This window comes from Streptomyces sp. NPDC058691 (genome assembly GCF_042714775.1).
Taxonomy (GTDB): Bacteria; Actinomycetota; Actinomycetes; order Streptomycetales; family Streptomycetaceae; genus Actinacidiphila.
Window position 1 is genome coordinate 1 of the sequence record NZ_JBHXSO010000082.1, and the last position, 23,508, is coordinate 23,508.

Annotated in this window: 25 protein-coding genes and 1 pseudogene; 20 read left to right on the plus strand and 6 right to left on the minus strand. The window is 73.7% G+C overall.

Going from position 1 to position 23,508, the window contains the following annotated elements:
* The 6 genes and pseudogenes from ACFWVC_RS35410 to ACFWVC_RS35435 form a co-directional block, all read left to right on the plus strand.
* Positions 1–331: pseudogene (locus ACFWVC_RS35410) on the plus strand (hypothetical protein); the annotation flags it as partial.
* A 201-nt stretch (positions 332–532) separates the two neighbouring features.
* Positions 533–943, plus strand: coding sequence for an STAS domain-containing protein (locus ACFWVC_RS35415; protein WP_384297160.1), 411 nt, complete (start codon positions 533–535; stop codon positions 941–943).
* Positions 888–1,955, plus strand: coding sequence for an alcohol dehydrogenase catalytic domain-containing protein (locus ACFWVC_RS35420; protein ID WP_384297164.1), 1,068 nt, complete (start codon positions 888–890; stop codon positions 1,953–1,955). The genes ACFWVC_RS35415 and ACFWVC_RS35420 overlap by 56 nt, the downstream gene beginning before the upstream one ends.
* A gap of 112 nt (positions 1,956–2,067) precedes the next feature.
* A complete protein-coding gene (locus ACFWVC_RS35425; RefSeq protein ID WP_384297230.1) occupies positions 2,068–2,469 on the plus strand; it encodes a Crp/Fnr family transcriptional regulator in 402 nt (133 codons plus the stop codon).
* 84 nt (positions 2,470–2,553) lie between these two features.
* Complete coding sequence (locus ACFWVC_RS35430; protein ID WP_384297167.1) at positions 2,554–3,258, plus strand: response regulator; 705 nt, start codon at positions 2,554–2,556, stop codon at positions 3,256–3,258.
* A gap of 118 nt (positions 3,259–3,376) precedes the next feature.
* Entirely contained in the window at positions 3,377–4,303 is a 927-nt protein-coding gene (locus tag ACFWVC_RS35435) for a hypothetical protein (RefSeq protein ID WP_384297170.1), read from the plus strand.
* A 42-nt stretch (positions 4,304–4,345) separates the two neighbouring features.
* On the opposite strand, the gene ACFWVC_RS35440 is transcribed toward ACFWVC_RS35435, so the two are convergent.
* On the minus strand, positions 4,346–6,055 hold the full coding sequence (locus ACFWVC_RS35440) for a GAF domain-containing protein (RefSeq protein ID WP_384297232.1): 1,710 nt from the start codon (positions 6,053–6,055) through the stop codon (positions 4,346–4,348).
* Positions 6,056–6,172: 117 nt separating this feature from the next.
* On the opposite strand from ACFWVC_RS35440, the gene ACFWVC_RS35445 reads away from it, so the two are divergent.
* Positions 6,173–6,775: a DUF1349 domain-containing protein gene (locus ACFWVC_RS35445; protein WP_384297175.1), complete on the plus strand. Its 603-nt coding sequence runs from the start codon at positions 6,173–6,175 to the stop codon at positions 6,773–6,775.
* Between the two features lie 5 nt (positions 6,776–6,780).
* The gene (locus tag ACFWVC_RS35450) at positions 6,781–7,164 is read left to right on the plus strand and encodes a DUF4259 domain-containing protein (protein ID WP_384297179.1); all 384 of its coding nucleotides are present in this window, start codon (positions 6,781–6,783) and stop codon (positions 7,162–7,164) included.
* 7 nt (positions 7,165–7,171) lie between these two features.
* Here the strand turns inward: ACFWVC_RS35450 and ACFWVC_RS35455 are convergent, their stop codons facing one another.
* Positions 7,172–8,230, minus strand: a complete 1,059-nt coding sequence (locus tag ACFWVC_RS35455) for an SRPBCC family protein (RefSeq protein ID WP_384297184.1) — start codon at positions 8,228–8,230, stop codon at positions 7,172–7,174.
* A 3-nt stretch (positions 8,231–8,233) separates the two neighbouring features.
* On the minus strand, positions 8,234–9,076 hold the full coding sequence (locus ACFWVC_RS35460; RefSeq protein WP_384297187.1) for a histone protein: 843 nt from the start codon (positions 9,074–9,076) through the stop codon (positions 8,234–8,236).
* Positions 9,077–9,203: 127 nt separating this feature from the next.
* Between ACFWVC_RS35460 and ACFWVC_RS35465 the strand changes: the two genes are divergently transcribed.
* From ACFWVC_RS35465 to ACFWVC_RS35500, 8 genes are read left to right on the plus strand one after another with little or no spacing between them, the layout of a single operon-like run.
* A complete protein-coding gene (locus ACFWVC_RS35465) occupies positions 9,204–9,488 on the plus strand; it encodes a gas vesicle protein (RefSeq protein ID WP_384297191.1) in 285 nt (94 codons plus the stop codon).
* A 22-nt stretch (positions 9,489–9,510) separates the two neighbouring features.
* Positions 9,511–9,975 (plus strand): gas vesicle structural protein GvpA, encoded by a 465-nt coding sequence (locus tag ACFWVC_RS35470; protein ID WP_384297194.1) that lies wholly within the window; start codon positions 9,511–9,513, stop codon positions 9,973–9,975.
* 1 nt (position 9,976) lies between these two features.
* Positions 9,977–10,690: a GvpL/GvpF family gas vesicle protein gene (locus tag ACFWVC_RS35475; RefSeq protein ID WP_384297199.1), complete on the plus strand. Its 714-nt coding sequence runs from the start codon at positions 9,977–9,979 to the stop codon at positions 10,688–10,690.
* A gap of 36 nt (positions 10,691–10,726) precedes the next feature.
* Positions 10,727–10,978, plus strand: a complete 252-nt coding sequence (locus ACFWVC_RS35480) for a gas vesicle protein GvpG (protein WP_384297202.1) — start codon at positions 10,727–10,729, stop codon at positions 10,976–10,978.
* 21 nt (positions 10,979–10,999) lie between these two features.
* A complete protein-coding gene (locus ACFWVC_RS35485; protein WP_384297205.1) occupies positions 11,000–11,458 on the plus strand; it encodes a gas vesicle protein in 459 nt (152 codons plus the stop codon).
* Positions 11,451–12,269 (plus strand): GvpL/GvpF family gas vesicle protein, encoded by an 819-nt coding sequence (locus tag ACFWVC_RS35490; protein WP_384297208.1) that lies wholly within the window; start codon positions 11,451–11,453, stop codon positions 12,267–12,269. The genes ACFWVC_RS35485 and ACFWVC_RS35490 overlap by 8 nt, the downstream gene beginning before the upstream one ends.
* Positions 12,266–12,514, plus strand: coding sequence for a gas vesicle protein (locus ACFWVC_RS35495; RefSeq protein ID WP_384297210.1), 249 nt, complete (start codon positions 12,266–12,268; stop codon positions 12,512–12,514). Before ACFWVC_RS35490 ends, ACFWVC_RS35495 begins: the two co-directional genes overlap by 4 nt.
* Entirely contained in the window at positions 12,511–12,918 is a 408-nt protein-coding gene (locus ACFWVC_RS35500) for a gas vesicle protein K (RefSeq protein WP_384297213.1), read from the plus strand. Before ACFWVC_RS35495 ends, ACFWVC_RS35500 begins: the two co-directional genes overlap by 4 nt.
* 14 nt (positions 12,919–12,932) lie before the next feature.
* Here ACFWVC_RS35500 and ACFWVC_RS35505 read toward each other — a convergent pair whose 3' ends face one another.
* Positions 12,933–13,337: an ACT domain-containing protein gene (locus ACFWVC_RS35505; RefSeq protein ID WP_384297216.1), complete on the minus strand. Its 405-nt coding sequence runs from the start codon at positions 13,335–13,337 to the stop codon at positions 12,933–12,935.
* Between the two features lie 171 nt (positions 13,338–13,508).
* Here ACFWVC_RS35505 and ACFWVC_RS35510 point away from each other — a divergent pair, with 171 nt between their 5' ends.
* From ACFWVC_RS35510 to ACFWVC_RS35520, 3 genes are all read left to right on the plus strand, one after another.
* Positions 13,509–13,904, plus strand: coding sequence for a hypothetical protein (locus tag ACFWVC_RS35510; protein WP_384297218.1), 396 nt, complete (start codon positions 13,509–13,511; stop codon positions 13,902–13,904).
* A gap of 271 nt (positions 13,905–14,175) precedes the next feature.
* The gene (locus ACFWVC_RS35515; RefSeq protein ID WP_384297220.1) at positions 14,176–15,261 is read left to right on the plus strand and encodes an NAD(+)/NADH kinase; all 1,086 of its coding nucleotides are present in this window, start codon (positions 14,176–14,178) and stop codon (positions 15,259–15,261) included.
* 119 nt (positions 15,262–15,380) lie between these two features.
* Positions 15,381–16,523 (plus strand): alpha/beta hydrolase, encoded by a 1,143-nt coding sequence (locus ACFWVC_RS35520; protein WP_384297222.1) that lies wholly within the window; start codon positions 15,381–15,383, stop codon positions 16,521–16,523.
* 282 nt (positions 16,524–16,805) lie between these two features.
* Here ACFWVC_RS35520 and ACFWVC_RS35525 read toward each other — a convergent pair whose 3' ends face one another.
* Both ACFWVC_RS35525 and ACFWVC_RS35530 read right to left on the minus strand, forming a co-directional pair.
* Positions 16,806–19,652: a poly(A) polymerase gene (locus tag ACFWVC_RS35525; protein ID WP_384297224.1), complete on the minus strand. Its 2,847-nt coding sequence runs from the start codon at positions 19,650–19,652 to the stop codon at positions 16,806–16,808.
* Between the two features lies 1 nt (position 19,653).
* Positions 19,654–21,384 (minus strand): RNA ligase family protein, encoded by a 1,731-nt coding sequence (locus ACFWVC_RS35530; protein ID WP_384297226.1) that lies wholly within the window; start codon positions 21,382–21,384, stop codon positions 19,654–19,656.
* A gap of 349 nt (positions 21,385–21,733) precedes the next feature.
* Between ACFWVC_RS35530 and ACFWVC_RS35535 the strand changes: the two genes are divergently transcribed.
* Positions 21,734–23,362, plus strand: a complete 1,629-nt coding sequence (locus tag ACFWVC_RS35535; RefSeq protein ID WP_384297228.1) for a hypothetical protein — start codon at positions 21,734–21,736, stop codon at positions 23,360–23,362.
* Positions 23,363–23,508: the final 146 nt, after the last annotated feature.

A 23,508-nucleotide genomic window follows, 5' to 3' on the forward strand; every position in this document is an offset into this window, starting at 1 on the left:
CACCCGGCGGCACCGGCGTTCGGCGTGCAAACGGACGCTGGGCCGCGTGCGCCACCCTCTTCTCCGCCCGGCTGACCGCCACCGGTTCCGCGGGCGGCACCGACGCCGGCACCTAGACCGTGCCGGCCGGCCGGCCGGCAAGACACTCCTCGCCCCGGCCCTGGGGAACTTCCGCGAACAGGACTTCCACTGGGCCTCGGCGATCCTGGTCCCCGAGAAGCAGAAGGTCACCGACACGGTCGCCTGCCGCAAGCCCGGCACCCCGCCCGACACCACCCCGGCCCCGACGGCGTGCGACGCCGCGGCGCTGATCAGCCGAACGCTGGAGTAGCGTCGGTCGTACCCGCCACCGGGCGCCGCTGGGGCCGACTCCCCGCGGCGCCCCGGTCGTGTCCCCGCCCGCCGACCCGCTCCTACCCAACCCAGGTGGGCCGCCCGGCCCCGCCGGGTTACCCCTTCGGCCCATGCCCGGAACGCCGTCGGCACCCCACAGTGGTGTGGTGAACCGCGCACGGACAGGCAGGTGATCGTCATGGGTGGCGGTACGCCGCACGAGTGCCTGCGGGAAAACACCCGGGCCGGGGCCGGGGCCGATGTAGTGCCGCTGCACGGCGAGATCGACCTGATCAGCGCCCCGTTGGTGGCGGCGCGGCTGGACGCGCTGAGTGCCGCGCCCTGCCCGGACCTCGTGGTCGATCTGCGCGAGGTGGACTTCATCGACTGCTCCGGGCTGCGGGTCCTGTGCCGGACCCTGCGCCGCGTACGGCAGCGCGGCGGCACGCTGCGCCTGATCGTGGGCGACGGCCCGGTCCTGGCGGCACTGCGGCTGGCCGATCTCCACCATGCGTTCGACGTGCGCTCCGGCATGACGGAGGGAGTCACACGACATGAAGGCTTGGGTCTTCCACGGACCGGGACAGGCGGCCTGGCAGGATGTGCCTGATCCGCGGCTCATGGACGCGGCGGACGCCATCGTCCGCGTCGACACCGCCGGCGTCTGCGGCACGGATCTGCACATCCTGAACGGCGACGTGCCCGATGTCCCCGCCGGGACGGTGCTGGGTCACGAGGCCGTCGGCGAGGTCGTCGAGACCGGCTCCGCCGTCCGCACCGTACGTCCCGGGGACCGGGTGCTGGTCTCCTGCATCAGCGGCTGCGGCCACTGCCGCTCCTGCCGCGAGCAGGCGTACGGGCAGTGCCGCGGGGGCGGCGGCTGGCTGCTGGGACACCTGATCGACGGCACGCAGGCCGAGTACGTCCGTGTCCCGTTCGCGGACACCGGCCTGCACACGCTGTCGCACGTGGTGGGCAGCGAGGTCGCGGTGCTGCTGGCGGACATCTTCCCCACCGGCTACGAGGTGGGCGTCCTCAACGGCGGAGTGCGCCCGGGCGACACGGTCGTCGTGGTCGGCAGCGGCCCGGTGGGCCTGGCCGCCATCGCCACCGCCCATCTGTTCTCACCGCACGCCGTCATCGCCGTCGACCTGGTCCCGGCCCGGCTGGACGCGGCCAAGCACCTGGGCGCGGACGCGGTGGTCCGCGCGGACGAGGGGCCCGAGCAACTGGTCGACGACCTCACCGAGGGGTACGGCGCCGACGTGGTGATCGAGGCGGCCGGCACGCCGGAGAGCTTCGAAATGTGCACGCGCATGGTGCGGCCCGGCGGCCGCGTGGCCAACGTCGGCGTGCACGGGCGGCCGGTCACCCTCCACCTGGAGGACCTGTGGAGCCGGAACCTGACCGTCACCACCGGTCTGGTCGACACGTACTCCACCCCGACCCTGCTGCGGATGATGGAGGCGGGCCGGCTGCCCGCCGCATCCCTGGTCACGCACGTCTTCGAGCTGCCGGAAGCGGCGGCGGCCTACGACGTCTTCTCCTCCGCGAGCGACACCGGGGCCCTCAAGGTCGTGCTGGGCGGACCGCACCACGACGTCGTCGCGATCCCCGCCTGACCCCTGGCCCGGGGCACGACCCGACGTTTCCGACCGACGAGGGGAGACTGCCGTGACCACCACCACGACGGGCCTGCTCGGCGCCCTGCCGCCGCGGGCACGGGAGCGCCTGATGGAACTCGGCCGCGAGGTCTCCTTCGCGGCGGGGACCCGGATCTTCGAGGAGGGCCACCGGGCGGACCGTTTCTGGGTGCTCAGGTCCGGGTCGGTCGCGCTCGACCTCCACGTGCCCGGCCGCCGGGCCGCCCAGGTTGAGACGCTCGGCCCCGGCGACCTGCTCGGCTGCTCCTGGCTGTTCGCGCCCTACACCTGGCACCTGGGGGCGCAGACCCGCAACCCCGTCACGGCCGAGGAGTACGACGCGGCGGCCGTACGGTCGCTGTGCGAGGCGGATCCGGTCCTCGGGTACGCGGTCGCCCGGCGCGTCGCGGAGATCGTCACGCACCGTCTCCAAGGCACCCGCACCCGCCTGCTCGACCTCTACGGACCCCAGGGCAGCGGTGACCGACGGTGACCCGTTCGGCGCTATGACGACCGGGGCGGATCGGCGACGATCGAAGGGACGGCCGGGCACACGAGGCGGCAGCCGGGAGCGCGCATGACCGAGGTGCGGGAGTTCTCACCACAGGCGCCGATCAAGGTCTTCCTGGTCGACGACCACGAGGTCGTCCGGCGGGGGCTCCACGACCTGATCGACGCCGAGACCGACATGGAGGTGGTCGGCGAGGCCGGCTCGGTCGACCACGCGGTCGCCCGCGGCCCGGCGCTGCGCCCCCACGTGGCCATCCTCGACGTGCGGCTCCCGGACGGCGACGGCATCACGGTCTGCCGTGAACTGCGCTCGGTCATGCCCGGCCTCGCCTGCCTGATACTGACCTCGTTCGACGACGACGACGCGCTGCTGGACGCCATCATGGCCGGTGCCGCCGGCTACGTCCTGAAGCAGATCAAGGGGTCCGACCTGCTGATGGCGGTGCGCACGGTGGCCTCCGGCCAGTCGATGCTGGACCCGGCGACGACGGCCCGGCTGATGGAGAGCCTGCGAGCCCACGAGGACGCGCCGGCGCCGCAGCAGGACGACGCGCTCGCCGCGCTCTCCCCGCGGGAGCTGGAGATCCTGGACCTGGTCGGCGAGGGCCTGACCAATCGCGAGATCTCGCGGCGGCTCTTCCTGTCCGAGAAGACCGTGAAGAACCACATCTCCCGGCTGCTCGGCAAGCTCGGCGTCGAGCGCCGCATCCAGGCCGCCGTCCTCGCCACCCAGCACCATCCCGAAGGCCCGCCCCCCGAGCCGCACCACTGACCGCCGGCGGCGCGAGTAGGGCCGAACGGGCCCCTGGCAGAGCCCGACGGGCCCTCCCCCCGGCACGCCACCGAGGCGCACTCTGGTCTCAGACTCCTCGGCCGGGAGGTGCAGCACGATGAGGACCACCACTCTCGACGGCACGACGCTGGAGAAGCTGATATCCGCCGCGATCGCCGCGCCGTCCTGTCACGCCCGGCAGCCCTGGCGGTACCGCCTCGACCCGGACACGGCCACCCTGCAGATGCGCGCCGTCGGCGAGGAGCGAGCGCCGGGCGGAGCCACCGACCACGCCCGGCGGGCGCTGCACGTGTCCATCGGGGCGGCACTGTTCAACCTGCGGGTCGCGGTCACCCATTTCGGCTGGGAGCCGCAGGTCCGCCTGCTGCCCTTCCCCGGCGATCCCGGTCTGTACGCCAGCGTGCGGCTGACCGCTCCGTCGGTCCGCGCCCACGAGGCGTACCGCTCCGATCTGTACGGCGCGCTGTGGCGCCGCCGCGATTACGTGGCCGCGTGCCCGGTACGCCGTCCACCGGGAGCGGTCGTGCTGGAACTGGTCGACGCGGCCCACACCGAGGGCGCGGCGCTGAACCTGCCCCACGCCGCGGAGACCCGGCGGCTGCTGCGGCTGACGGAGGACGCCGATCTGCGCCGCGCAGCGGACGGCGGACCGGACCGGCCCCCCTCCGGGTCCGTGGGGAGCGTCTCGTGGACGGCCGGCGCAGGGTCCGGCGGAGCACCGCGGCCGTTGCCCGGCGACGACCGTTTCCCGCTCGTCGCCGTCCTGACCACCCCCAGGGACGGCCCGGCCGACTGGCTGCGTGCGGGGCAGGCCCTCCAGCACGTGCTGCTCTCGGCCACCGCGCACCAGGTGCGCGCGTGGCTGCTGCACCAGGCGCTGGACTTTCCCGACCTGCGGCGGGCGCTGCGCAGCGCGGAGTCCGGACCCGGACACGTGCAGATGCTCGTACGGCTGGGGTACGGGCTCCCGCGGCCGGGGACCGCGGCGCGCGATCCGGGCCGCATCGTGAGCGAGGTCAACTGACCGCACGGGTCCGGGGGCGTGGACGAGCGCCGGTCCGGCCGGTCAGCAGGTCAGCGGGACCTGCCAGACCACACGGGCGCCTCCCCGTTCCGGGGCCTCCAGGCGCAGCGCGCCGCCGAGCTTCCCCGCCCGCTCGGCGAGATTGAGGAGGCCGCTGCGGTGCGCGCCCTCGGGGATGCCCACGCCGTCGTCGGACACCGTCAGGGTCAGCGAGCCATCACCGACGAGCAGGCACACCTCCGCCGCGTGGGCCTTGGCGTGCCGGGCCACGTTCGACAGCGCCTCGCCCAGCACCGCGACGACGTCCTCGGCGACGGGGACCGGCACATCGGTGTCGATCAGGCCCTCCATCCGCAGCGCCGGGGTGAAACCGAGGGCGGTCGACGCCCGCTCGACCTCCCCCGCGACCCGTACCCGCAGGCCCTTGCGGCCCGGTCCCGCCTCGTGCGTGCGCAGGCCGAAGATCGTGGAGCGGATGATCTTGATGGTCTCGTCCAGGTCGTCCACCGCGCGCAGCAGCCGCTCGCTCGCCTGCGGGTGGTCGACGAAGCGCACCGCGCTCTGCAGGGTCATGCCTGTCGCGAACAGCCGCTGGATGGCCAGGTCGTGCAGGTCGCGGGCGATGCGGTCGCGGTCCTCCAGACGGGCCATCTGCTCCGCGGACCGGCGCCGCTCCGCCAGTTCCATGGCCAGCGCGGCGGATCCCGCGAAGTCCGTCAGCGGAGCCGTCTCCCTCTCGGTGAAGTTCGGCTCGCCCTTGGCCCGGGCCAGCAGCAGCGCCCCGCGCACGCCCTCGCTGGTGCTCATCGGAACGGCGACCGCCGGTCCCAGCCCGGCGAAGCGGGGCGGCCCGGCCGTGATCCTCGGGTCCTGGCCCACCTCGGAGCTGATGATCGGCTCCCCCGCCGCCATCGCGGCGCCGACGAAGGAACCCCGGCGCGGCAGCACCAGCCCGGTGTGCGCGGCCGCGTCGATGCCGGTGGCGATGGCCATCCGGACGTCGTCCGTCCCCTCGACCGGCAGCGCCACCACACCCAGGTCCGCGCCCAGGATGCGCCGCCCGTGCTCGACGATCAGCTCCAGCACCCGGGACTCCTCGGCGCCGGACAGCAGACTCGCGGTGATCTCGGCGTTCGCCTCCAGCCAGCGCTGCCGGGACCGGGCCTCCTCGTACAGCCGGGCGTTGTCGATGGCCACGCCGGCGGCGACGGCGAGGGTCGACAGCACGGCCTCGTCCTCGCCGTCGAACTCCTTGCCCCCGCGTTTCTCGGTCAGGTACAGGTTCCCGAACACCTCGTCGCGGACCCGGATGGGTACGCCGAGGAAGGAGTGCATCGGGGGGTGGTTCGCCGGGAAGCCGTACGAGACGGGATGCTCGGAGATCTCCTCCAGCCGCAGTGTCTCGGGATGGCGGATGAGTTCGCCCAGGATGCCGTGGCCGGAGGGCAGCGGGCCGATCCTCTCGATGTCGGCGTCCGCCACGCCCACCGGAAGGAACTGCGACAGCCGGTCGTCGCCCCCGATGACGCCGAGCGCGCCGTACTCCGCGTCCACGAGCACGACCGCCGCCTCCACGATCCGGCGGAGCACCTGCGGCAGGTCCAGCTCGCGCCCCACCGACAGCACCGCCTGGAGCAGGCTGTGCACCCGGTCCCGCGTCCCGCGTACTGCGTCGATCCGCAGCTGCAGCTCGTCCAGCAGTTCGTCCAGCTGCAGCCGCGGCAGGCGCTCCTGGCCCCTGTCGGGCTCCATCCCCATGGATTCCTCCATCAGGCGGCGGCTCCCCACACACATTCTCCCCACCTTCGCGTCCGGCGGCGCGGCGTCCGCCCCTGGCCCTCCGGGGGAAGGCACGGGCAGACTCACCCCATGAACGATCACCGTGCGATCGGCTGGGACGAGGCCGCGTGGCTCAACCCGCCGCTGGAGGCCCGATCCGAGGCCGGGGGACTGCTGGTCACCACGCGTGACCGCAGTGACTTCTGGCGCACCACGAGCTACGGATTCGTCCGCGACGACGGACACGCGCTGCTGGCCCCCTTCGCGGGTCCCGGCGCCGTCGAAGTGGGCTTCGTCGTGGACTTCGACACGCTGTACGACCAGGCCGGGCTCATGATCCGCGTCGACGCGGAGACCTGGATCAAGGCCGGCGTGGAGATGTCGGACGGCGTTCCGCACCTGGGCGCTGTGGTCACGCACGGCCGGTCGGACTGGTCCCTCGCCCCGGTACCGGAGTGGCAGGGCCGCGAGGTCACCGTGCGGGCCAGCCGGGACGGCGACGCCGTGACGATCAGGGCACGCTGCGACGCGGAGCCCTGGCGCATGGTGCGGCTGGCACCCCTGGCGCCCGGGGCACAGGCATCGGCGGGCCCCTTCTGCTGCTCGCCCGAGAGGGCCGGACTGCGCGTGCGCTTCACCCGGTTCACGCAGGGTCCCGCGGACGCGTCGCTGCACGCCGCCGCCGAGGGCTGAGCGCGGTGGGCGGCTGGGGCACGGGGAACTTCGACGAGGACACGGCGGCGGACCATCTGGGCCTGCTCACCGGCCGGTTGACCGCGGAGGTCGCACAGGCCATGGACGGCGACCCGTCAGGCCTGGAACCGGACGAGTACTGGGGCGTGGCGGTGCCCTGCAACCTGGAACTGCTGCACCTGCTCGCCACACAGGGCTGGGTGGGGGTGACGCTTCCCGAGGCGGCGACGGTGCGGGCGTGGAAGGCGCGCTACCTCGCCGTGTGGGACGCCACGGTGGACGGGTTGGAGCCGGGGGCGGATTACCGCGCGCGACGGCGTGAGGTGCTGGTGCGCACATTCGACGGGCTCACCGAGGTGGTGGAGCGGCGGACGGGGCAGCACACGTGACGGATCGTCAGCGGCGAGCCTCGTCGTACTCCGGTTCTTCCTCGTCCTCCGGTTCCTCCTCGTATTCGTCCTCGGCCTCCTCGTCCTCGTCCTCCGGCTCCTCCTCGTATTCGTCCTCGGCCTCCTCGTCCTCGTCGCCCTCCTCCGCCTCTTCGTCCTCGGGCTCGTACTCGTCCTCCGCTTCCTCGTCCTCCGGGTACTCGTCCTCGGCACCCTCGGCGTCCTCGTCGTACTCCGCCTCCGCCTCCTCGTCCTCCAGCGCCTCCTCGTGCGTACGGACGACCTCGCCGTCGCGGATCTCGCCACGCCATCCCTCGGGTTCCTCGTCGGTGAGGGTGACGTACCGCTGGAAGTGCTTGAAGTCCAGCCGCAGACGGCGGCCTTGGGCTCGCCAGATGTTTCCGGTCTTCTCGAAGAAGCCGGAGGGGTAGTACTCGACGACGAGCACGATGCGGGTCAGCGTGGGCGTGACCTCGTGGAAGCTGACGCATCCGCGCGTGGTGCCCTTCGCGCCCTCGGAGGTCCAGATGATCCGCTCGTCGGGGATCTGCTCCTGCACGGTGGCCTTCCAGCCACGCGTCGACGGGCCCACCTTGACCTTCCAGTCGCTGCTGGCGTCCTCGCCCTTGGACACGCTGCGGACGCCCTTGGTGAAGGTGCTGAACTTCTCGTACTGCGTCCAGTGGTCGTAGGCGAAGCGGACCGGCACGCCGACGTCGAGGGACTCGATGATGTTCATCACCTTCGTCGTCCCCGACTTGCGCCCCTTGCCCATGCCCATGGCCTGCTTGGCCTTGTCGAGCATGCCGCCGCCGATGCTCTTGGCCTTCTCTCCCACGAAGGCCTTCAACGGCGACTCGCCCTGGAGGATGCGCAGTCCCGCCTTCGGCAACGGGCCGTTGTTCTCGGCCATGTCACGCAACTTGCCGGTGAGGCCCGCGACTTTGTCGCCCGCCTTCTCCGCCAGGTTCCCCACCTGGGCGCCCAGGAAATGGCCCACCTCGTCGCGCAACTGGTCCAGGCCCGAGGCCTGTCCGTTCGGGCTGCTCTGTTCCGTCTTGGCCATGACCTACCTCCGCCGTGCGGACGAGGCCTTCTTGGCCGACGTCTTCTTCGCGGCCGCCTTCTTGGCGCCGCCGCGACTCGGTGCGGTCTTCTTCGTGGCGGCCTTCTTGGCTGCCGGCTTCTTCGCCGCCTGCTTGCGCGGGGGCGGCGAGGCCTTCTTGGCGGCTGACTTCCGCGCCGGTTGCGCCTTCTTGGCCGCGGACTTCTCGGCCGGCGGCTTGGCGGGACGGCGGTGGCGGGCACGCCCGGGCGCCCGCTTGGCCGCTGGCTTCTTGGCGGGCTCCTCCTCTTCGGGCTCTTCCTCCTCGTCCTCGGGCTCTTCCTCCTCGTCCTCGGGCTCCTCCTCGGCCGCCGGCTCCTGGTCCTCGTCCTCCGGCTCCTCCTCGGGCTCTTCGTCCTCGCCCTCGGGCTCTTCCTCCTCGTCCTCGGCCGCCGGCTCCTGGTCCTCGGCCTCCTGCTCTTCGTCCTCGTCGCCCTCGGGCTCGTACTCGTCCTCCGGTTCCTCGTCCTCGTCGCGCTTACCCTTGGCGGCCTTCTCACCGATGCGCGAGGTACGGTCGTGCAGCGACTCCGCCAGCCCGGCCAGACGGCGGTCCGCGGCCGCGGACAACGCCTGGCGGCCGGCGTCCATCAGCTCACCGCGCAGCTGGTCGTTGAGGTCCTCGAACTGCGGCAGTTCCTTGAGTCTGCGAACACCCTCGGTGAGCAGCTGTTGCGGTTCGAGACCGAAGCGGCGGCCCGCGAGATACGTCGCCAGACCGAAGGCGACCCGGCCCTTCTTGGTCCGGCCGAGCACATAACCACCGGCCATACCGGCGGCGAGGGCAATCTTGGTCGAATCCTTCATCAGTCGTTCCCTTCCGGTCGGCGATCGTGTCGCCGCACACGACTGTAGGTATATATGCTGAAATAGTACGTTTGCTTGCCGGGGTGGCGCCGCTCGAGAAGTACGGCGGCGGCAACGACCGAAGGGGATGACAATGACCCGACGGCCCCGCAAGCCCTCCGCCGCGTGGGCCATGCGTTCGGCGGCCGACCAGCTCACCGAACTCCTCGGGCGGCAGCCCGAGTCGGTGTCCGCGGTGAAACCGTCCGGGGACGGCTGGGAGGCCGACGTAGAGGTCCTGGAACTGGAACGTGTTCCGCCGACCACAAGCGTCATGGCGACCTATCACGTGAGTCTTGACGAGGAGGGCGGGCTCGTCTCCTACGAGCGGACACGGCGTTACACCCGCGGGCAGATCGACCGACGCGTCTGAGGGGGCGCGGAAGGGAGGCACCATGACCGTGGTGCCACAGAGCGCCGGCGGTGCGTCGGGCGGCGGCTCGGGCAGTCTGTACGACGTCCTGGAGCTGATCCTCGACCGCGGCCTCGTCATCGACGTCTTCGTCCGGGTGTCGATCGTCGGCATCGAGATCCTCAAGATCGACGCCCGCATCGTCGTCGCCAGCGTGGACACATACCTGCGCTTCGCGGAGGCCTGCAACCGCCTCGACCTGGAGTCCGGCCGCAAGCAACCCACCCAGCTCCCCGACCTCGTGGGCGAGATCACCGAGGGCGGCGCGAAGGGCAAGTCCAAAGGCGCGCTGAGCGGCGCCGTCGAAGCCGTCACCGACACCCTGAAGGGTGGCGGGGGCGACGAGGACGAAGAGGAAGAAGGCCAGAAAGAGGCCGAATACGAGGAGGAACCCCGAGCGAGGCGGCGCCGCCCGGCCAAGCGGAGCGCCCGGCGGGAGAGGGAATGACATGGCCGTCTACGTCTACTCCATCATCTCGAAGGCGCACCCGGCGCGGCTCGACGGCCTGCACGGCGTCGGCAAACCGCCCGGTGCGCTGCGCACCGTGACCGCCGGCACACTGAGCGCCGTCGTCAGCGACGCGCCCGAGGACCTGCGTCCCCGGCGGCGCGACGTCCTGGCCCATCAGGAGGTCCAGGAGAGCCTGATGGGCGACGGCCCTGTCCTGCCACTGCGGTTCGGCCTCACCGCCCCCGACGACGACACCGTGCGCACCACGCTGGACGAGCGCGCCGAGGACTACCTCAGCCGGCTGCAGGCCCTGGAGGGATGCGCGGAGTACCACCTGAAGGTCTCCTGGGAGGAGGAGGCGCTGCTGCACCGCATCCTCGTCGAGTCGGAGGAGGCGGCCCGGCTCAACAAGCAGATCCGGGACGGTGCCGGCACCCCCGAGATGCCGCTCGCCCTCGGCGAACTGATCAGCCGCGAGGTCGAGGCGCGCCAGCGCGCGCTCGGCGCCGGCATCATCGAGGCACTGCGACCGTTCGCCCGGGAGGACGACTCCACAACGCCCACCGGGCAGGACTTCCTCAGCGTGTCCTTCCTCGTGGAGGAGAGCCAAGAGGAGATGTTCCTCGCCACGCAGCTCAGCCTCGCCAATCAGCTCGGCGACGAGTGCGACTTCCGTCTGCGCGGGCCGCTGCCGCCGTACAGCTTCGTCTGAGAATCCGTACTGGACTCCTACTGAGAGGGGCGTGCCATGGGACTCGTCAGCGGATTGCTCACTCTGCCCATCGCGCCCGTGCGCGGCGTGGTCTGGGTCGTGGAGCGCGTCAAGGACGCGGCCGAGGAGCAGTACTACGACCCCGGGCCGGTGGAGAAGGAACTCGCCGCGCTGGAAAAGGAACTGCTCGCCGGACGGATCGACGAGGAGACCTTCGAAGAGCGCGAGGACAAACTGCTCGACCGCCTCGAGGAGATCACCGAACACCGCCGGGGCACCGGCAACTGAGCGGGAAACAGAGGTGACCGCGTGACGGACCCCGCCGACAAACTCAGCTCGTACCCCACCCGGGGACAGTCTCCGTACTCCCCCTACGGCCAGGGCGGCGGCTCCTCCGCGAATCTCGCCGACATCCTGGAACGCGTCCTCGACAAGGGCATCGTCATCGCGGGCGACATCAAGATCAATCTGCTCGACATCGAACTGCTCACCATCAAGCTCCGCTTGATCGTCGCCTCGGTCGACAAGGCGAGGGAGATGGGGATCGACTGGTGGGAACACGATCCCTCGCTGTCCTCCCGTGCGGGCGGGGAGGGCGCGCTCGCGGAGGAGAACAAGCGCCTGCGCGCGGAGATCGAGGCGCTCCGTGAGCAGCGCGAACTTCCCGCCGCTCCCGCGGCACGCGAACGCAAGCCCGCCGCCCGCCCGCGCCGCACGGCCGCGCGGTCGCCGACCGCCCGCCGCAGGAGGGAGACCGACGATGAGTGACGCCGGGCCCGACCGTGTGACCTACGCGTACGCCGTCCTTCACGGGGGCGGCGCCGCGCCGGTGGAGGCCGTGCCGGCGGACCTGGCCGGGGTGGCGGGCGCCCCGGTGCGTCTGGTGCCCGGGCCGCCCGGCGCCGAACTGGCCGCGGCGGTGAGCGGGGTGCCCGCCGCGGACTTCCAGGAGGCCGCGCTGCGGCGGCACTTGGAGGACCTGGAGTGGCTGGAGACCGTCGCCCGCGCCCACCACACCGTGATCGAGGGGCTGTCGGCGCGCGCGACCGTGCTCCCGCTGCGGCTCGCCACGGTGTACCTCGACGACGCCCGGGTCGGCGCCATGCTGGCGGACGGCCGCGAGATGTTCACGGCGTGCCTGGCCCGGCTCGAAGGACACCTGGAGTGGGGCGTCAAGATCTACGTGGAGGACGCCCCGGACGAGGCGCCCGCCGCGCCACCCGCGGAGGACGCCGCGGACCTGAGTCCCGGACGGGCCTATCTGCGAGCCCGCCGGGTGCAGCGGCACTCGCGCGAGGACGCCCACCACGAGGCCCGCCGGGCCGCCGAAAGCGTGGCGGCGATCGGCCGCGAACTGGCCGTCGATCACGCGCGGCACCGCGTCCAGCAGGGCGAACTGGCCGGTGACGCCGGGGAGAACGTCGTCAACGACGCCTATCTGGTCGCCCGCGAGCACGCGGAGGCCTTCCGCGTCCGCGTCCAGGACGCCGCCGCCGGGCTGACGGGGGTGCGGGTCGAGGTGACCGGGCCCTGGGCCCCGTACTCCTTCGCCGCCGTCCCCGAGGGCGCGCCGTCATGAGCGTTCCCGCGCGGGGCGGCGACCCGCTGCCGCAGCGGCAGGTGGCGCTGATCGACCTGCTGGACCGGCTGCTGAGCGGAGGTGTCGTGCTCACCGGGGACGTGGTCCTGTCCATCGCCGACATCGACCTGGTGCGCGTCTCGCTGCGCGCGCTGATCGTCTCCATCAACGCGCAGAACCCGTCGCCGTTCGGCTCGTCCGCCGGGGACCCGTCGGCGCCGCCGCCTTCCGGGGCGCGGACGTGAGTTCCGGGCCCTCCGACCGGCTGGGCGAGGTCGCCGACGCGGCCGCCCGCGCCTTCCGGCTGCTGCCCGCGCTGCCGGAGGACGCTCCCCCGCCGCCCGCGCCGGGCACGCCGCCCCGCCCGGCCCGCCGGGTGCACGCCGATCCCGACACCGTCGAGCGGGACCTCGTCCGTCTCGTGCTCACCCTCGTCGAGCTGCTGCGACAGCTGATGGAACGTCAGGCGCTGCGCAGGGTCGACGCGGGCGACCTCACCGAGGACGAGGAGGAGCGCCTGGGCGCCACGCTCATGATCCTCCACGACCGCATGACCGGTCTGTGCGCCCAGTACGGCCTGACCATGCGCGACCTCAACCTGGACCTCGGTCCGCTCGGCACGCTGCTGCCGCCGGACGCGGAGGAGTGATCACCCCGAGCGCGTCAGCCGGAGCGCCGCGCCAGGTCCGTGAGCAGCGCGACCGCCTCGTCCAGTCGCTCGTACGGGACGAAGAGGTGGTCGTGGTGGAAGCCCGCGACGACGTTGCAGCTCAGGCCCGCGTCGGCGAGTTCCCGGGCGACGGCCGCCGTCAGGCCGACCGCCGCCAACGCGGAGTGCACGCGCAGGGTGATCCGGCCCGCCACGTAGTCGTAGCCGAGCCCGGCCTCGTCCGCCTGCTCCTGCGGCAGGACGAGGGTCGTGCCCTCCTCCTCGACGACGGTGACGACCGGCGTCACGCCGTCCGGCACGCCGGCGCCGACGGGGAGGGTGGTGAAGACATGGCGTTCCCGGCCGGCCTCCGGCCGCATGCCGCTCAGCAGTTTCCGCAGATCCGTCTCGCCGCTCATGATCACACCCTATGCCGGACGGGTGATCACACCGGCCGGTCCGCGCGCCGCGCCCCCGGGCCCGGGCGCTGCCGGGGTTTGGATGAGGGGGGCCGCCGCCGGGCGGCCGGACGGACGCATTGGAGGGCCGCTGTGCGCAGAAGTCGGGTCGCTGGGACTGTCGTACCGGTCGTGTCGTCGGTGCTGCTCGCGCTGGCGCCCGCCGCCGGGGCCGCCGACGGCTGGCAGCCGCGCTCGGGCGGCGGGGGCACCGCCCGCCTGGAGCTGACCGAGCCGGACCGGGTCGGGTTCGCCACGATCACGGTCCGCCCGCAGGGGGGCGGCTGGGACGTCGACGCCCTGGTGACGAAGACGACGGACGAGCCCGGGTGTGTGTTCCTCCAGGCCGACGACGCCCCGTCCCGGACCCGGGAGACGGCGCTGGAGCCGGGGCAGCAGATCGGCGCGCAGTGCGGCTCCGCCGGGACGCGTACGCAGATGCTGACGCACACCGAGCACCGGCGCCTGGTGCTGGGCTGGTCGGACGGGGACGGCGTGCCGGTCTCCTGGCGCACCGTCACCTTCTAGGGGCCGCCCGGCCCGGTGGCGGCGGCCGGGGCGAGGGTGCCGCCGGCGTTCCCGCTGCCGATCGGACCAGGAGTCGCCATGCTGGTATCGGTGCACGCACCCGGTGGGCACCGCCCGCCGCCGGTCCGCCGGTCCGGCGGTCCGGCGGTCCGGCGGTCCGGCGGTCCGGCGGTCCGGTCGTACGGACCCGGGCGCGGGGGGCGGACGCGGCCGGGCGTCGGGCGCAGGATGGGAAACCGCGGGAGAGCCGAGCCAGCCGAAGGAGCACGGGATGCCGGTGAGCCGGGTCGGCATGATCGTCCACGAGGGACGTCCGGAGGCCGTCGAGGCGGCGGCCACGGTGCACCGCTGGTGCGCGGAGCGCGACGTCCCCGTCGCCGAGATCGACATCTGGCGGCAGCCGCGCCACAGCGGCCGCGAGGAGGCGGCGGCGGCCGGCTACCCGGATCTCATCGTCACGCTCGGCGGCGACGGCACCTTCCTGCGCGGCGCCCGGGTCTCGGCGGCCTGCGGCGCGGCCGTGCTCGGCGTGGACCTGGGCCGGGTCGGATTCCTCACCGAGGTCTGCGTGCAGGACGTCACGACCGCGCTGGACGCGGTCGCCGAGGACCGTGCCACCGTCGAGGACCGGATGACGCTCACCCTCCGCGCCTCGCGCAAGCTCGAGATCCCCGAGGGCATCGAGTCACTGCTGCGGTACGGCCGGGGACCGGCGCTGCCCGCGCCGAGCGTGCGACCGGGCGACCCCGTGGACGTCGGGTGGGGCGTACCCATGAGCGTCAACGCGGTCAACGACATCGTCTTCGAGAAGCTCGCCCGCGACCGGCAGGCGAGCGTGGCCGTGTACCTGGCCGGGCGGCTGTTCGCGTCGTACTCCGCCGACGCGATCATCGCGGCGACGCCCACCGGTTCCACCGCGTACAGTTTCGCCGCCGGCGGTCCGGTCGTCTCCCCGCACATGGACGCCCTGGTCTTCACACCGGTGGCGCCCCACATGGCCTTCGACCGCACGCTCGTGGCGGCACCGGACGAGTCCGTCGCGGTCCGGGTGCTCCCTCATTCGGGGCGCGTCGCGGTCAGCATCGACGGGCAGTTGCGCGGCGTGCTTGACCCCGGCGACTGGGTCGCCGTCTACCGCGGCCTGCACCGGCTGCGCCTGATCCGGCTGGGTCCCACCGACTTCTACGGCCGGCTGCGCGACCGCTTCCGGCTCAGCGACGCGCCCGCCGCGCTCGCCGACGGCACCGCGGCCCCCCTCTACCGGCCCGACTCCCCCGTCCCGCCGGACCTGGCCGGGCTCCGCCTGCCCCCGGCCCCGCCGCGACACCCGGACGAGGACGCGGACGCGGCGCACTGAGAGCCCGTCCCTGGTCGTACGGCAGGGTGCGGCCACTCCGGCGGCCTATCCCCGGTTGTCCGCCATCGCGGGCCTCCGCAGGCTGTCCTGGGGGACTCCACCAGACCCGGGAGACCGACATGACCTGTCCTCGAGACCCGTCCACGGCGCGTCGGAGCCGCTGGGCCCTGGCGGCCGCGCTCGCGGCCGCCACCGTGTTCAGCGGCGGCTGCGCGAACCGCGACGCGGCGGCCACGAGGGTGGTCGTGGCCGACGGGGCGCCGGCGAAGTACGTGCCCTGCGGCAACCCGCCGGTCAAGCTCGAGAAGATCGACCAGGACTTCCTCGACGGGCTCGCGGCGGCCGGCGGGCCGCCGCTGTACAAGATGTCGTACAGCGACGCCCGCGAGGTGCTGAACAAGCTGCAGGCCGGGCCCGTGGACATGCAGCCCGCCACGGTCAGCCGGCGGGACGTGCCGGGCGGTCCGACCGGGCCGGTCTCCATCCACGTCGTACGGCCCGAGGGGGCGAAGGGCGCGCTGCCCGCCATCGTCTACATCCACGGCGGCGGCTGGGTGCTGGGCAACTTCAACACCCACGAGCGCCTGGTGCGCGAACTCGCCGACGGGGCGAGGGCCGCCGTGGTGTTCGTCGACTACACGCCCTCGCCCGAGGCCCAGTTCCCCGTGCCCATCGAGCAGGCGTACGCCGTCGCCAAGTGGGTCGCGGCCAACGGCTCCGAGATCGGCGTGGACTCCTCGCGTCTCGCCATCGCCGGCGACTCGGTGGGCGGTGACATGACGGCCGCCGTCACGATGATGGCCAAGCAGCGCGGCGGCCCGCACTTCCGCCAGCAGGTCATGCTCTACCCGGTGACCAACGCTGACTTCGACACGCCGTCGTACCACCGCTTCGCGGAGAACTGCTGGCTCACCCGGCCCGCGATGCAGTGGTTCTGGGACGCGTACGCCCCCAACGTGAAGGACCGGTCCAACCCGCTCGCGTCGCCGCTGCGCGCCACGACCGGGCAACTGCGCGGCCTGCCCCCGGCGCTGATGATCACGGACTCCGACGTGCTCTTCTCCGAGGCCACCGCGTACGCGCAGAAACTACGCGGCGCCGGGGTCCCGGTGACCCTCTCGCACTACGAGAAGATCACCCACGACTTCATGATGCTCAACGCCCTCCGGGACACCGAGTCCAACAAGGCGGCCGTCGCGGAGGCCGTCGCGGCGCTCCGTGACGCCCTGCACGGCTCGGACGCGGGCGCGGCCGGCAAGTAGCCCACGCGACGAGACGGACAAGGGGGCGGCCGGCACACCGGCCGCCCCCTCACGACGTCCGCCCACGGGCGGTCATGGGCCGCCACGCGAAGGCCCCGTGCGCGCCCGGGCGCGCGGCGGTGTGGAGGACACCCCGGGCACCGGGATCCCGGCGTCAACGCGGTGTAGGCACCGCGCCGTTGTCGACGCGCACGGCCGTCACGCCGGGACACCACGGAGCCGGCGCCCCGGCAATACGAGCCAAGCCACCGAGCAGACCCCGCGCGCAAGCGGATGTCGGCTTCAACGCAGCGTGGGCACGGCGCCGTTGTCGACGTGGGCGAGGGTCACGCCGGGGACGCCCCGGAGCCAGCGCTCGGCGGTGTGGGCGAGGGCGTCGGGGGCGGGCGGGGTGCGGCCGAGGCCGATCGCCCATCGTGCCTGGTGGGGGTCCGCCGCGAAGGGGCGCGGCCACGCGTGGACGTCCGCGGCGCCCGCGGCTTCGAGCGCGGTCAGCAGGGCGCGCACGCGGCCCCGGAAGCGGCCCACCGACCGGTCGAGGTCCTCCCCCGGGGCGGGACGCACCGTGGCGACGGCCCAGGCGGCGTGCCGCCGGTGCAGCGGCGGGGGCGCGAGCAGTGCCGCCGCGTCGGCGCCCCCGTCCAGCAACTCCCAGGCCCGGTACAGCTCCTGGGTCAGCAGATCGCGGAAGCCGGGGCCGACCTGTTCGGTGCACGGGCGGACGGGGGCGCTCGGGGTGGCGACGGACACGGCCGACGCGGCCGGGCCGGCGGCGCCGACCGGGGTGCGCCAGTCCCAGGCGGCCCAGGTGGCGAAGAACTCGCGCGCCAGCGCGGAATCGGGCATACCCGGGTGCTCGCCCACCGTGCGGGCCGCGAGCACCGCCCATGCCAGGCCGGGCAGCCCGCCGAAGGGTGCCGTGTCCAGGCCGCGCGCCCGTGCCCAGGCCTTCACCTGGCGGGCCAGCGTGGCGAACCGGTCGTGCGCGCCGCCGGTCAGGGCGAGCACGGCGTCCGCGTCGCTGACGGCGCTCAGCGCTACGGCGGCGGCCTCGTCCAGTTCCAGGCGGCGGTCCACCGCTTCGCCGGGGGCGAGCGGGCCCGTCCCCACGACCACGAGGTCGACGTCCAGGCCGCCCGCGGTGAAGCGCAGCCCCGGCACCCGCGCCCCGCTCACGTGGCGCAGCCGCACGACATCGGGCACGGCGGCCGCGACGCGGGCCGCCACCTCGTCCATGGCGGCGGCATCGGCCGTGCCCGGCAGCGCGGCCACCAAGTCCAGGTCGGCGCCGGGCAGATGGCACCCCATGCGACGGGACCCGGCCAGGTGCACCGCTCCTGGCCTGAGCGCCTCCGTCAACTGCCGCAGCAATCGCCCCGCTTCGGCGTCCCCGGCGGCCGGCGCGTCGCCGCCGTCCGGCAGCGGCGGCTCGTCGTCCAGCCAGCGCAACGTGCCCGTGCCGAGGGTGACTTCGGCACGCGGCCGCATCGGCTCGTCCCCGCGCCGCGACAGCAGGACGAGCGTGCCGACGCGGGCCGTCATGGGGCGGAGCCGGGCGGCCGTGGCGGCGGCGACGGGCAGCGGATCGGGGGTGCGGCCCAGCGTGAGGTGGGGGGTGTAGCCCTCGGCGCGACCCCGGCAGCGCGGGAACCGTTCGGCGAGGGCGTGGTGGAGGGCGGCCCAGGGGGCCGCGCCGGCCGCGGCCGGGTCGAGCCAGACGGTGGCGTCCTCGCGGTGGCCGAAGGTGTGGATGCCGTCGAGCCGTGCCGTGAACCCGGGCGTGGCCGCCGCCGCAGCCGCCAGCAGGGGCGCGGCGCGCTCGAAGGCGTGCTCGGGCACGAAGCCGAAGAGCACGTTGACGTGCGGGGGCCAGCGGTGGATCTGCGGGTCGTGCTCCCGGCGGACGGCCTGGAGTGCGGGGTGCAGTTCCCCGGGCGGGAGCCAGGCCACGGCGGTGCGCGCGGTGGGCGCCGCGTCCAGAGTGCCGGTGTCCGGAGCGCCCGTCGGGGTGAGCACGGCCTCCACCCCGTAGTGGTCGGAGGGGAACAGACCGTCGGGCGCGGGGCTGCCGCCCCGCAGCCGGGCCGCGGTGGCGCGGAGCCCTCCGCCCTCGCGCAGCAGTACCCGGTCCAGGCGGGAGGCACGGCCGGAGAGGGAGTTCACGGCGGCGAGCGGGTTCGCCGCGGGGTCGAAGGTGGGGGTCGTGTCGGCGGCGCCGTGGACGTCGGTCCAGGCGTCGCGGAGCCCGAGCGCGCGGACCGGTGCGTCGCCGCCGTCGTTGAAGTCCCCGAGCACGACCAGGCCGGGGATCTCGACGCCGGCGAGTCCCTCGGCCAGCCGGGCCAGTTCGGTCTCGCGCCGGGCCGGGCCGTCCTCGGAGTGGTCGCTGGTCAGATGAGTTGCGGCGACGACGAGCGGGCCCTGCGCGGTCTCCACGGTGATCGCGGTGACGGCCTTGTGCGGGCCGAGGGCGTGTACCGCGGCCTCGCGCACGGGCAGCCGGCTCAGTAGCAGCAGTCCGTGCTCCGCCACCTCGTGCGTCCCGGTGCCGGTCCCGGTGCCGTCCGGCGCGGTGCCGAGGACATAGTGCTCACGCACCCAGGGCTCAGCGATGATCATCGCGAGCAGGCGCGGTTCGACCTCCTGGAGTGCGATGACGTCTGCGCCGGACCGTTCCAGCGCGCGCAGCAGCAGGGGGCGGCGGCGGGCGGTCTCGATGAGGTGCCCGTCGTAGCGGTCCCACAAGGTGTTCCAGGTCAGGACGCGCACCTCTCCCCCGCCGGCGGTCGCGCCGGGCGCCGTGCCGCCGGGGCGCCAGCCGGCCGCCGGGTCCCATGCGTGCGGGGTCCGGGCGGTGAAGAACGGGGCGCGCAGCAGGCGCGGTTCGCGGACACGGCCCGCGTCGGTGGCGTCGATGCGGTCGACTCCGGTGGCACGGTCCCAGACGAGCTCGCCGTCGGCCTCGACGAACAGCACGCGGTGCCAGGGGATCTCGCCGCCGGGCACGAAGGCCGGCAGCGGGACGCGCTCGGGAGGCGCGCCGCGCTGAAGGACGCCGAGCACGAAGCGGGCCGGGTCGAAGCGGGCGTCCCAGCGGACCCGGTGGTAGATCTCCTCGCTGGTGCGCATCTCACACCTCCTGTCCGGCCGCGGCGGCGAGCGTGCCGTCGGCGTCCTCGATGGTGCCGCCCGCGCCCAGGTACCAGGTGCGGTGCGCGTGGCCCGGGTACGGCGGGTCGAAGCGGCGGGTCTGCGCGGTGAGCACGGCGTCGGGGACCGGGTGGTCGCGGACCGCGTTGCGGCGCGTCAGCTCGTCCTCCCCGACCAGCGCGACCACATGGGTGACGAGGGCGTCGCGGCGGCGGGCCACCGTGTGCACCAGGGACCGCTGTTGCGGATTGAGTGACGTGGCGTCCCACACCACCGTCGCACGTCCGGTCAGGGCGCTGTCCAGCCGCCGCAGGCCGTCGCGCAGCACCTCCTGGTTGGCCCGCTGGTCGGCCCGGGATCCGCGGGAGCCCCGCAACTCGTCCAGGGACACGTGGGTGTCGACGCCGTCCAGGCCCGCGGCGAAGGTGCTCTTGCCGCTGCCGGCCGGTCCCACGAGGTGGATCAGCCGGGGGAAGTCGCCCGTGCGGTGCCGCCAGGTCGCCGCGACGGCCTCCTCGACGGTGCCGAGGCGCCCGCCGGCGTACGCCTGCCGGGCCTCGGTCCAGCAGCGGTCGGCGGCGTCGCGGCCGAGGCCGGCGATAGCGTCGCGCAGGCCGCCGCGCAGGGGCGCGAACGGCAGCTCGGCGAGCAGTCCCGCCTCGTCGGCGTGCAGCGCCGACCACTCGGCCTGCTCGCGGGCCGTGCCGTCGGGCGCGGTCGCGCCCGCGACCGCGTGCAGGACGCCCAGATCGGCGGCGAGGGAGAGGCGGGCGAGCCCGGCGCGGCGGTCCTGGTCCGGATACGGCAGATGGAGCGCGGCGTGCAGACCGACCAGGTCGGCGACCCGCCGGGCCGTGGCCATGCCCAGCGGTCCGGTGAGCCGGGGCGTCAGCGGTGCGCGGCGCGCGCCGTGCAGCAGGGCGGCGAGCACGCCGGCCAGCCGGGCGTCGCCGGTGCGTCCCAGCACGTCGAGCCGGGCGGCCGCGTCCGCCGCGGCACCGGCGGCGTGCGCGCCCTGCGCGGGCAGGCCGAGGGCGGCCTCCAGCGCCGCCGGGTCGGGGGCCGCGCCGGAGCGGACCGCCCACAGCGCGGCCGCCGGGCCGAGCCCGTTCTCCACCACGGCGGCGTGCATCCAGTGCGTGTCGGTCCGTACGTGGTCCGGGCGCACCCACTTCGCCACGCGCCGCCCGAACTCCTCGCGGCCGAAGCCCTCGGTGGTGCGGACCACCCAGCCCTCCTGGCGGGTGGTGTCCACGCGCAGGGCCCGCAGCGCCCGTTCGTCGAAGGTGCCGCGCCACAGCACGGGCGGCACGGGGACGCCGACGCGGCGCAGGAAGCCCGTCGTGACGTCCCAGTCCAGGCAGTGGTCGCCGTCCCAGACGGAGAAGCCGTAGAACCAGCTGTCCAGGGCGTCGTAGGAGAGCGAGTGCCGGGCGAAGAGGTTCTCCCCGCACACCCGCCGGCCGGCGGGGATCGCGGACCCGATCCGGCCCTGAAGTGCCTTCACCCAGGCCCGTGAGGGGTGGTGTGCCGAGTCCGGCGACCGCGCGTGCAGGCCGTCGGTGTAGAGGGTGGTGTTCTCCCCGTCGAGCTTCTCGGTGACGACGACCTCGCGCCCGCGCAGTCCGTCCAGGTCCCGGGCCCGTACGTCGTCCGATGCGGCCCCCGGCGACCACGGCAGATGCGGGGTACGCGGATAGTGCGTTCGCATGATTGCGGTGCTCCCCCGTGATCCTTTGGTGCCCGGCCACTGTAGGAGCCGCGGGCGCGCCCGTTCCATCGATTAAGGGCGGTGGACGCGGGCCGCACCAGGCCCGGACGGGTTTCACCGTTTCCCGGTTGCGCGCGGAAAGTGAACATCCGGAAAACCTGCGAGGACAGTGCAATAACAGAATTTCCCGTGGATATTGTCGCATTGCACGACTGGTATCTTCGGCCGCGTGAATGATTCGGGCTTTCTCACCCTCAACAGACTGCTGCCGCTGCCGACCCGGCGCCGCGGCTTGCGACCGGCACTCTGGGGAGGTGCGCTCGCGGCCTGCGTCCTTCTCTGCTATTCCGTGGCCACCGCAGGAGTGAACGGCGACAGCAAATACGTTCTGGCGAGCCTGCGAAGTGCCCGGGCCGCGGGGTTCACCCCGTCGGACACGTTCACCCACCGCCCCTTCTTCTTCCGCTGGTTCATGGCCGCGCTGGATTCGCTCACGTGGGGTTCCACGGACACCCGCGAGGCGGTCATCCGCGCCGCCGCCGTGCTTTTGTGCGTCGCGGCGGGCATCGGGCTGCGCGCGGCGCTGGCGCGGCGGATGCCCGTGCGCGACGCGACGCTGACCGCGGCGGTGGTCGCGATGGCGCTGGCGTTCGCGCCGGGGGTGGACTTCCTGGAGCCCGAGTGGGTGGCCACGCTGCTGGGCGTGGTCGCGGTCGCCGTGGCGTTCGCCTTCGAACGCCGCTGGGTGGGCGCGGTGGCGGCCGCGCTGCCGCTGGGCCTGGCGGTCATGATGAAGTACTCCACCGCGGCCACGGCCGCGATGGCGCTGATCGTGATCTTCGCGGCCGACCGGCTGCGCGCGGTGCTGCTCGCCGTCACCACCGGGCTCGCCGCGGCGGCGCTGTTCGGCTTGAGCGTGTGGTCGGGGTCGCACGAGCTGCAGTGGGCACGGGACATGCCCAAGCTCAACGCGGGTGCGGTCAGCCGTGCGGGCCTGCAGGTCTCGTTCGTGCTCGACCGGTCGGTGAGTTATCTGGCGGACCGCATGACGCTCAGCCCGCTGGTGGCGCTGGTGCCCGCCGCGCTCCTGCTGTACCTGTCCCGGGTGAACGGGCGTCTGCGCCGACTGGAACTGACGCTGCTGGCGGCGGCGTTCCTCATCGTCTGCATCGCCGCGGTGACGGTCCAGGGCAACTGGTTCCTCTACCACAGCGCCACGCTCCCGGTGACCGCGGCAGGCCTGTGGGCCCTGGCCGTGGCCGCCTGGTACGGCGCGCACAAGCGGCCGCCGGTGTTCTTCACCGCGGTGACGGCGGTGTACGCGGTGTGGGCGCCGTTCGTCAACCACGCCCCCCAGGCCCTGCAGGGTGTGGGCGTGGCCTGGTGCGCCGTCGGGCTGGGGTTCCTCGCCGGGCTCGCGGACCTGCTCACCGTGCGCACGCGCCGCTCCGGGGACCCGCTGCCGGCCTCGCGCCGCCGGTGGCCCTCCGCGGTCGTGATGGCCGTCGCCGCGTTCGCCGGGGTGGCGTGCCTGGCGGTGTCGGTGTGGCCGCAGTCGCCCGAGATGATGATGAAGGGCAAGGTCACGGCCACCAACACCGACGTGGCCGCGCGAAACCGGTCGACCGCCGAACGGGCGGCCGAGATCAACCGGATGATCCCGCCGGGCGCTCCCGTCCTGTACCTGGCCTTCGGCGACGTCGCGTACTACGTCGGCCACCCGGTGCAGTGCCGCTACCCGATCGCGACCGTTCTGCAGCGCACGAAGTTCGTGCCGGACGTCAACCAGTTGCCGTCCTACGTCGAGAACGACGACTGCATCAACCACGACCCGGCGAAGTACGCGATCCTGCAGCGGTCGTGGTTCAGCCTGAACCGCGTGGACCCGAAGCTCACCGCCCGGATCAAGGCCGCGTACGACTGCCCGCTCCAGCCGAAGGACGGGCCGCGGCGGGTCGTGGTCTGCCGCCTCCGCTAGGCACGGCTCCCGCTGAGGGAGACACGGCGCCCCCGGCCTTCGGCCGGGGGCGTTGTCGTGTCACGTCGTCGTGCCGCGCCGTCGCGTCGTCCGCGCGGCGGCTGCGAACCCGGGAACGCGAGGGGCCCCACCGGACGGATGTCCGG

Excerpts from the sequence above, each read along its gene's own strand:
- ACFWVC_RS35415 (WP_384297160.1), top strand. The coding sequence starts at position 533 with ATGGGTGGCGGTACGCCGCACGAGTGCCTGCGGGAAAACACCCGGGCC.
- ACFWVC_RS35420 (WP_384297164.1), top strand. The coding sequence starts at position 888 with ATGAAGGCTTGGGTCTTCCACGGACCGGGACAGGCGGCCTGGCAGGAT.
- ACFWVC_RS35425 (WP_384297230.1), top strand. The coding sequence starts at position 2,068 with ATGGAACTCGGCCGCGAGGTCTCCTTCGCGGCGGGGACCCGGATCTTC.
- ACFWVC_RS35430 (WP_384297167.1), top strand. The coding sequence starts at position 2,554 with ATGACCGAGGTGCGGGAGTTCTCACCACAGGCGCCGATCAAGGTCTTC.
- ACFWVC_RS35435 (WP_384297170.1), top strand. The coding sequence starts at position 3,377 with ATGAGGACCACCACTCTCGACGGCACGACGCTGGAGAAGCTGATATCC.
- ACFWVC_RS35440 (WP_384297232.1), bottom strand. The coding sequence starts at position 6,055 with ATGGAGCCCGACAGGGGCCAGGAGCGCCTGCCGCGGCTGCAGCTGGAC.
- ACFWVC_RS35445 (WP_384297175.1), top strand. The coding sequence starts at position 6,173 with ATGAACGATCACCGTGCGATCGGCTGGGACGAGGCCGCGTGGCTCAAC.
- ACFWVC_RS35455 (WP_384297184.1), bottom strand. The coding sequence starts at position 8,230 with ATGGCCAAGACGGAACAGAGCAGCCCGAACGGACAGGCCTCGGGCCTG.
- ACFWVC_RS35460 (WP_384297187.1), bottom strand. The coding sequence starts at position 9,076 with ATGAAGGATTCGACCAAGATTGCCCTCGCCGCCGGTATGGCCGGTGGT.
- ACFWVC_RS35465 (WP_384297191.1), top strand. The coding sequence starts at position 9,204 with ATGACAATGACCCGACGGCCCCGCAAGCCCTCCGCCGCGTGGGCCATG.
- ACFWVC_RS35470 (WP_384297194.1), top strand. The coding sequence starts at position 9,511 with ATGACCGTGGTGCCACAGAGCGCCGGCGGTGCGTCGGGCGGCGGCTCG.
- ACFWVC_RS35475 (WP_384297199.1), top strand. The coding sequence starts at position 9,977 with ATGGCCGTCTACGTCTACTCCATCATCTCGAAGGCGCACCCGGCGCGG.
- ACFWVC_RS35480 (WP_384297202.1), top strand. The coding sequence starts at position 10,727 with ATGGGACTCGTCAGCGGATTGCTCACTCTGCCCATCGCGCCCGTGCGC.
- ACFWVC_RS35490 (WP_384297208.1), top strand. The coding sequence starts at position 11,451 with ATGAGTGACGCCGGGCCCGACCGTGTGACCTACGCGTACGCCGTCCTT.
- ACFWVC_RS35495 (WP_384297210.1), top strand. The coding sequence starts at position 12,266 with ATGAGCGTTCCCGCGCGGGGCGGCGACCCGCTGCCGCAGCGGCAGGTG.
- ACFWVC_RS35505 (WP_384297216.1), bottom strand. The coding sequence starts at position 13,337 with ATGAGCGGCGAGACGGATCTGCGGAAACTGCTGAGCGGCATGCGGCCG.
- ACFWVC_RS35515 (WP_384297220.1), top strand. The coding sequence starts at position 14,176 with ATGCCGGTGAGCCGGGTCGGCATGATCGTCCACGAGGGACGTCCGGAG.
- ACFWVC_RS35520 (WP_384297222.1), top strand. The coding sequence starts at position 15,381 with ATGACCTGTCCTCGAGACCCGTCCACGGCGCGTCGGAGCCGCTGGGCC.
- ACFWVC_RS35525 (WP_384297224.1), bottom strand. The coding sequence starts at position 19,652 with ATGCGCACCAGCGAGGAGATCTACCACCGGGTCCGCTGGGACGCCCGC.
- ACFWVC_RS35530 (WP_384297226.1), bottom strand. The coding sequence starts at position 21,384 with ATGCGAACGCACTATCCGCGTACCCCGCATCTGCCGTGGTCGCCGGGG.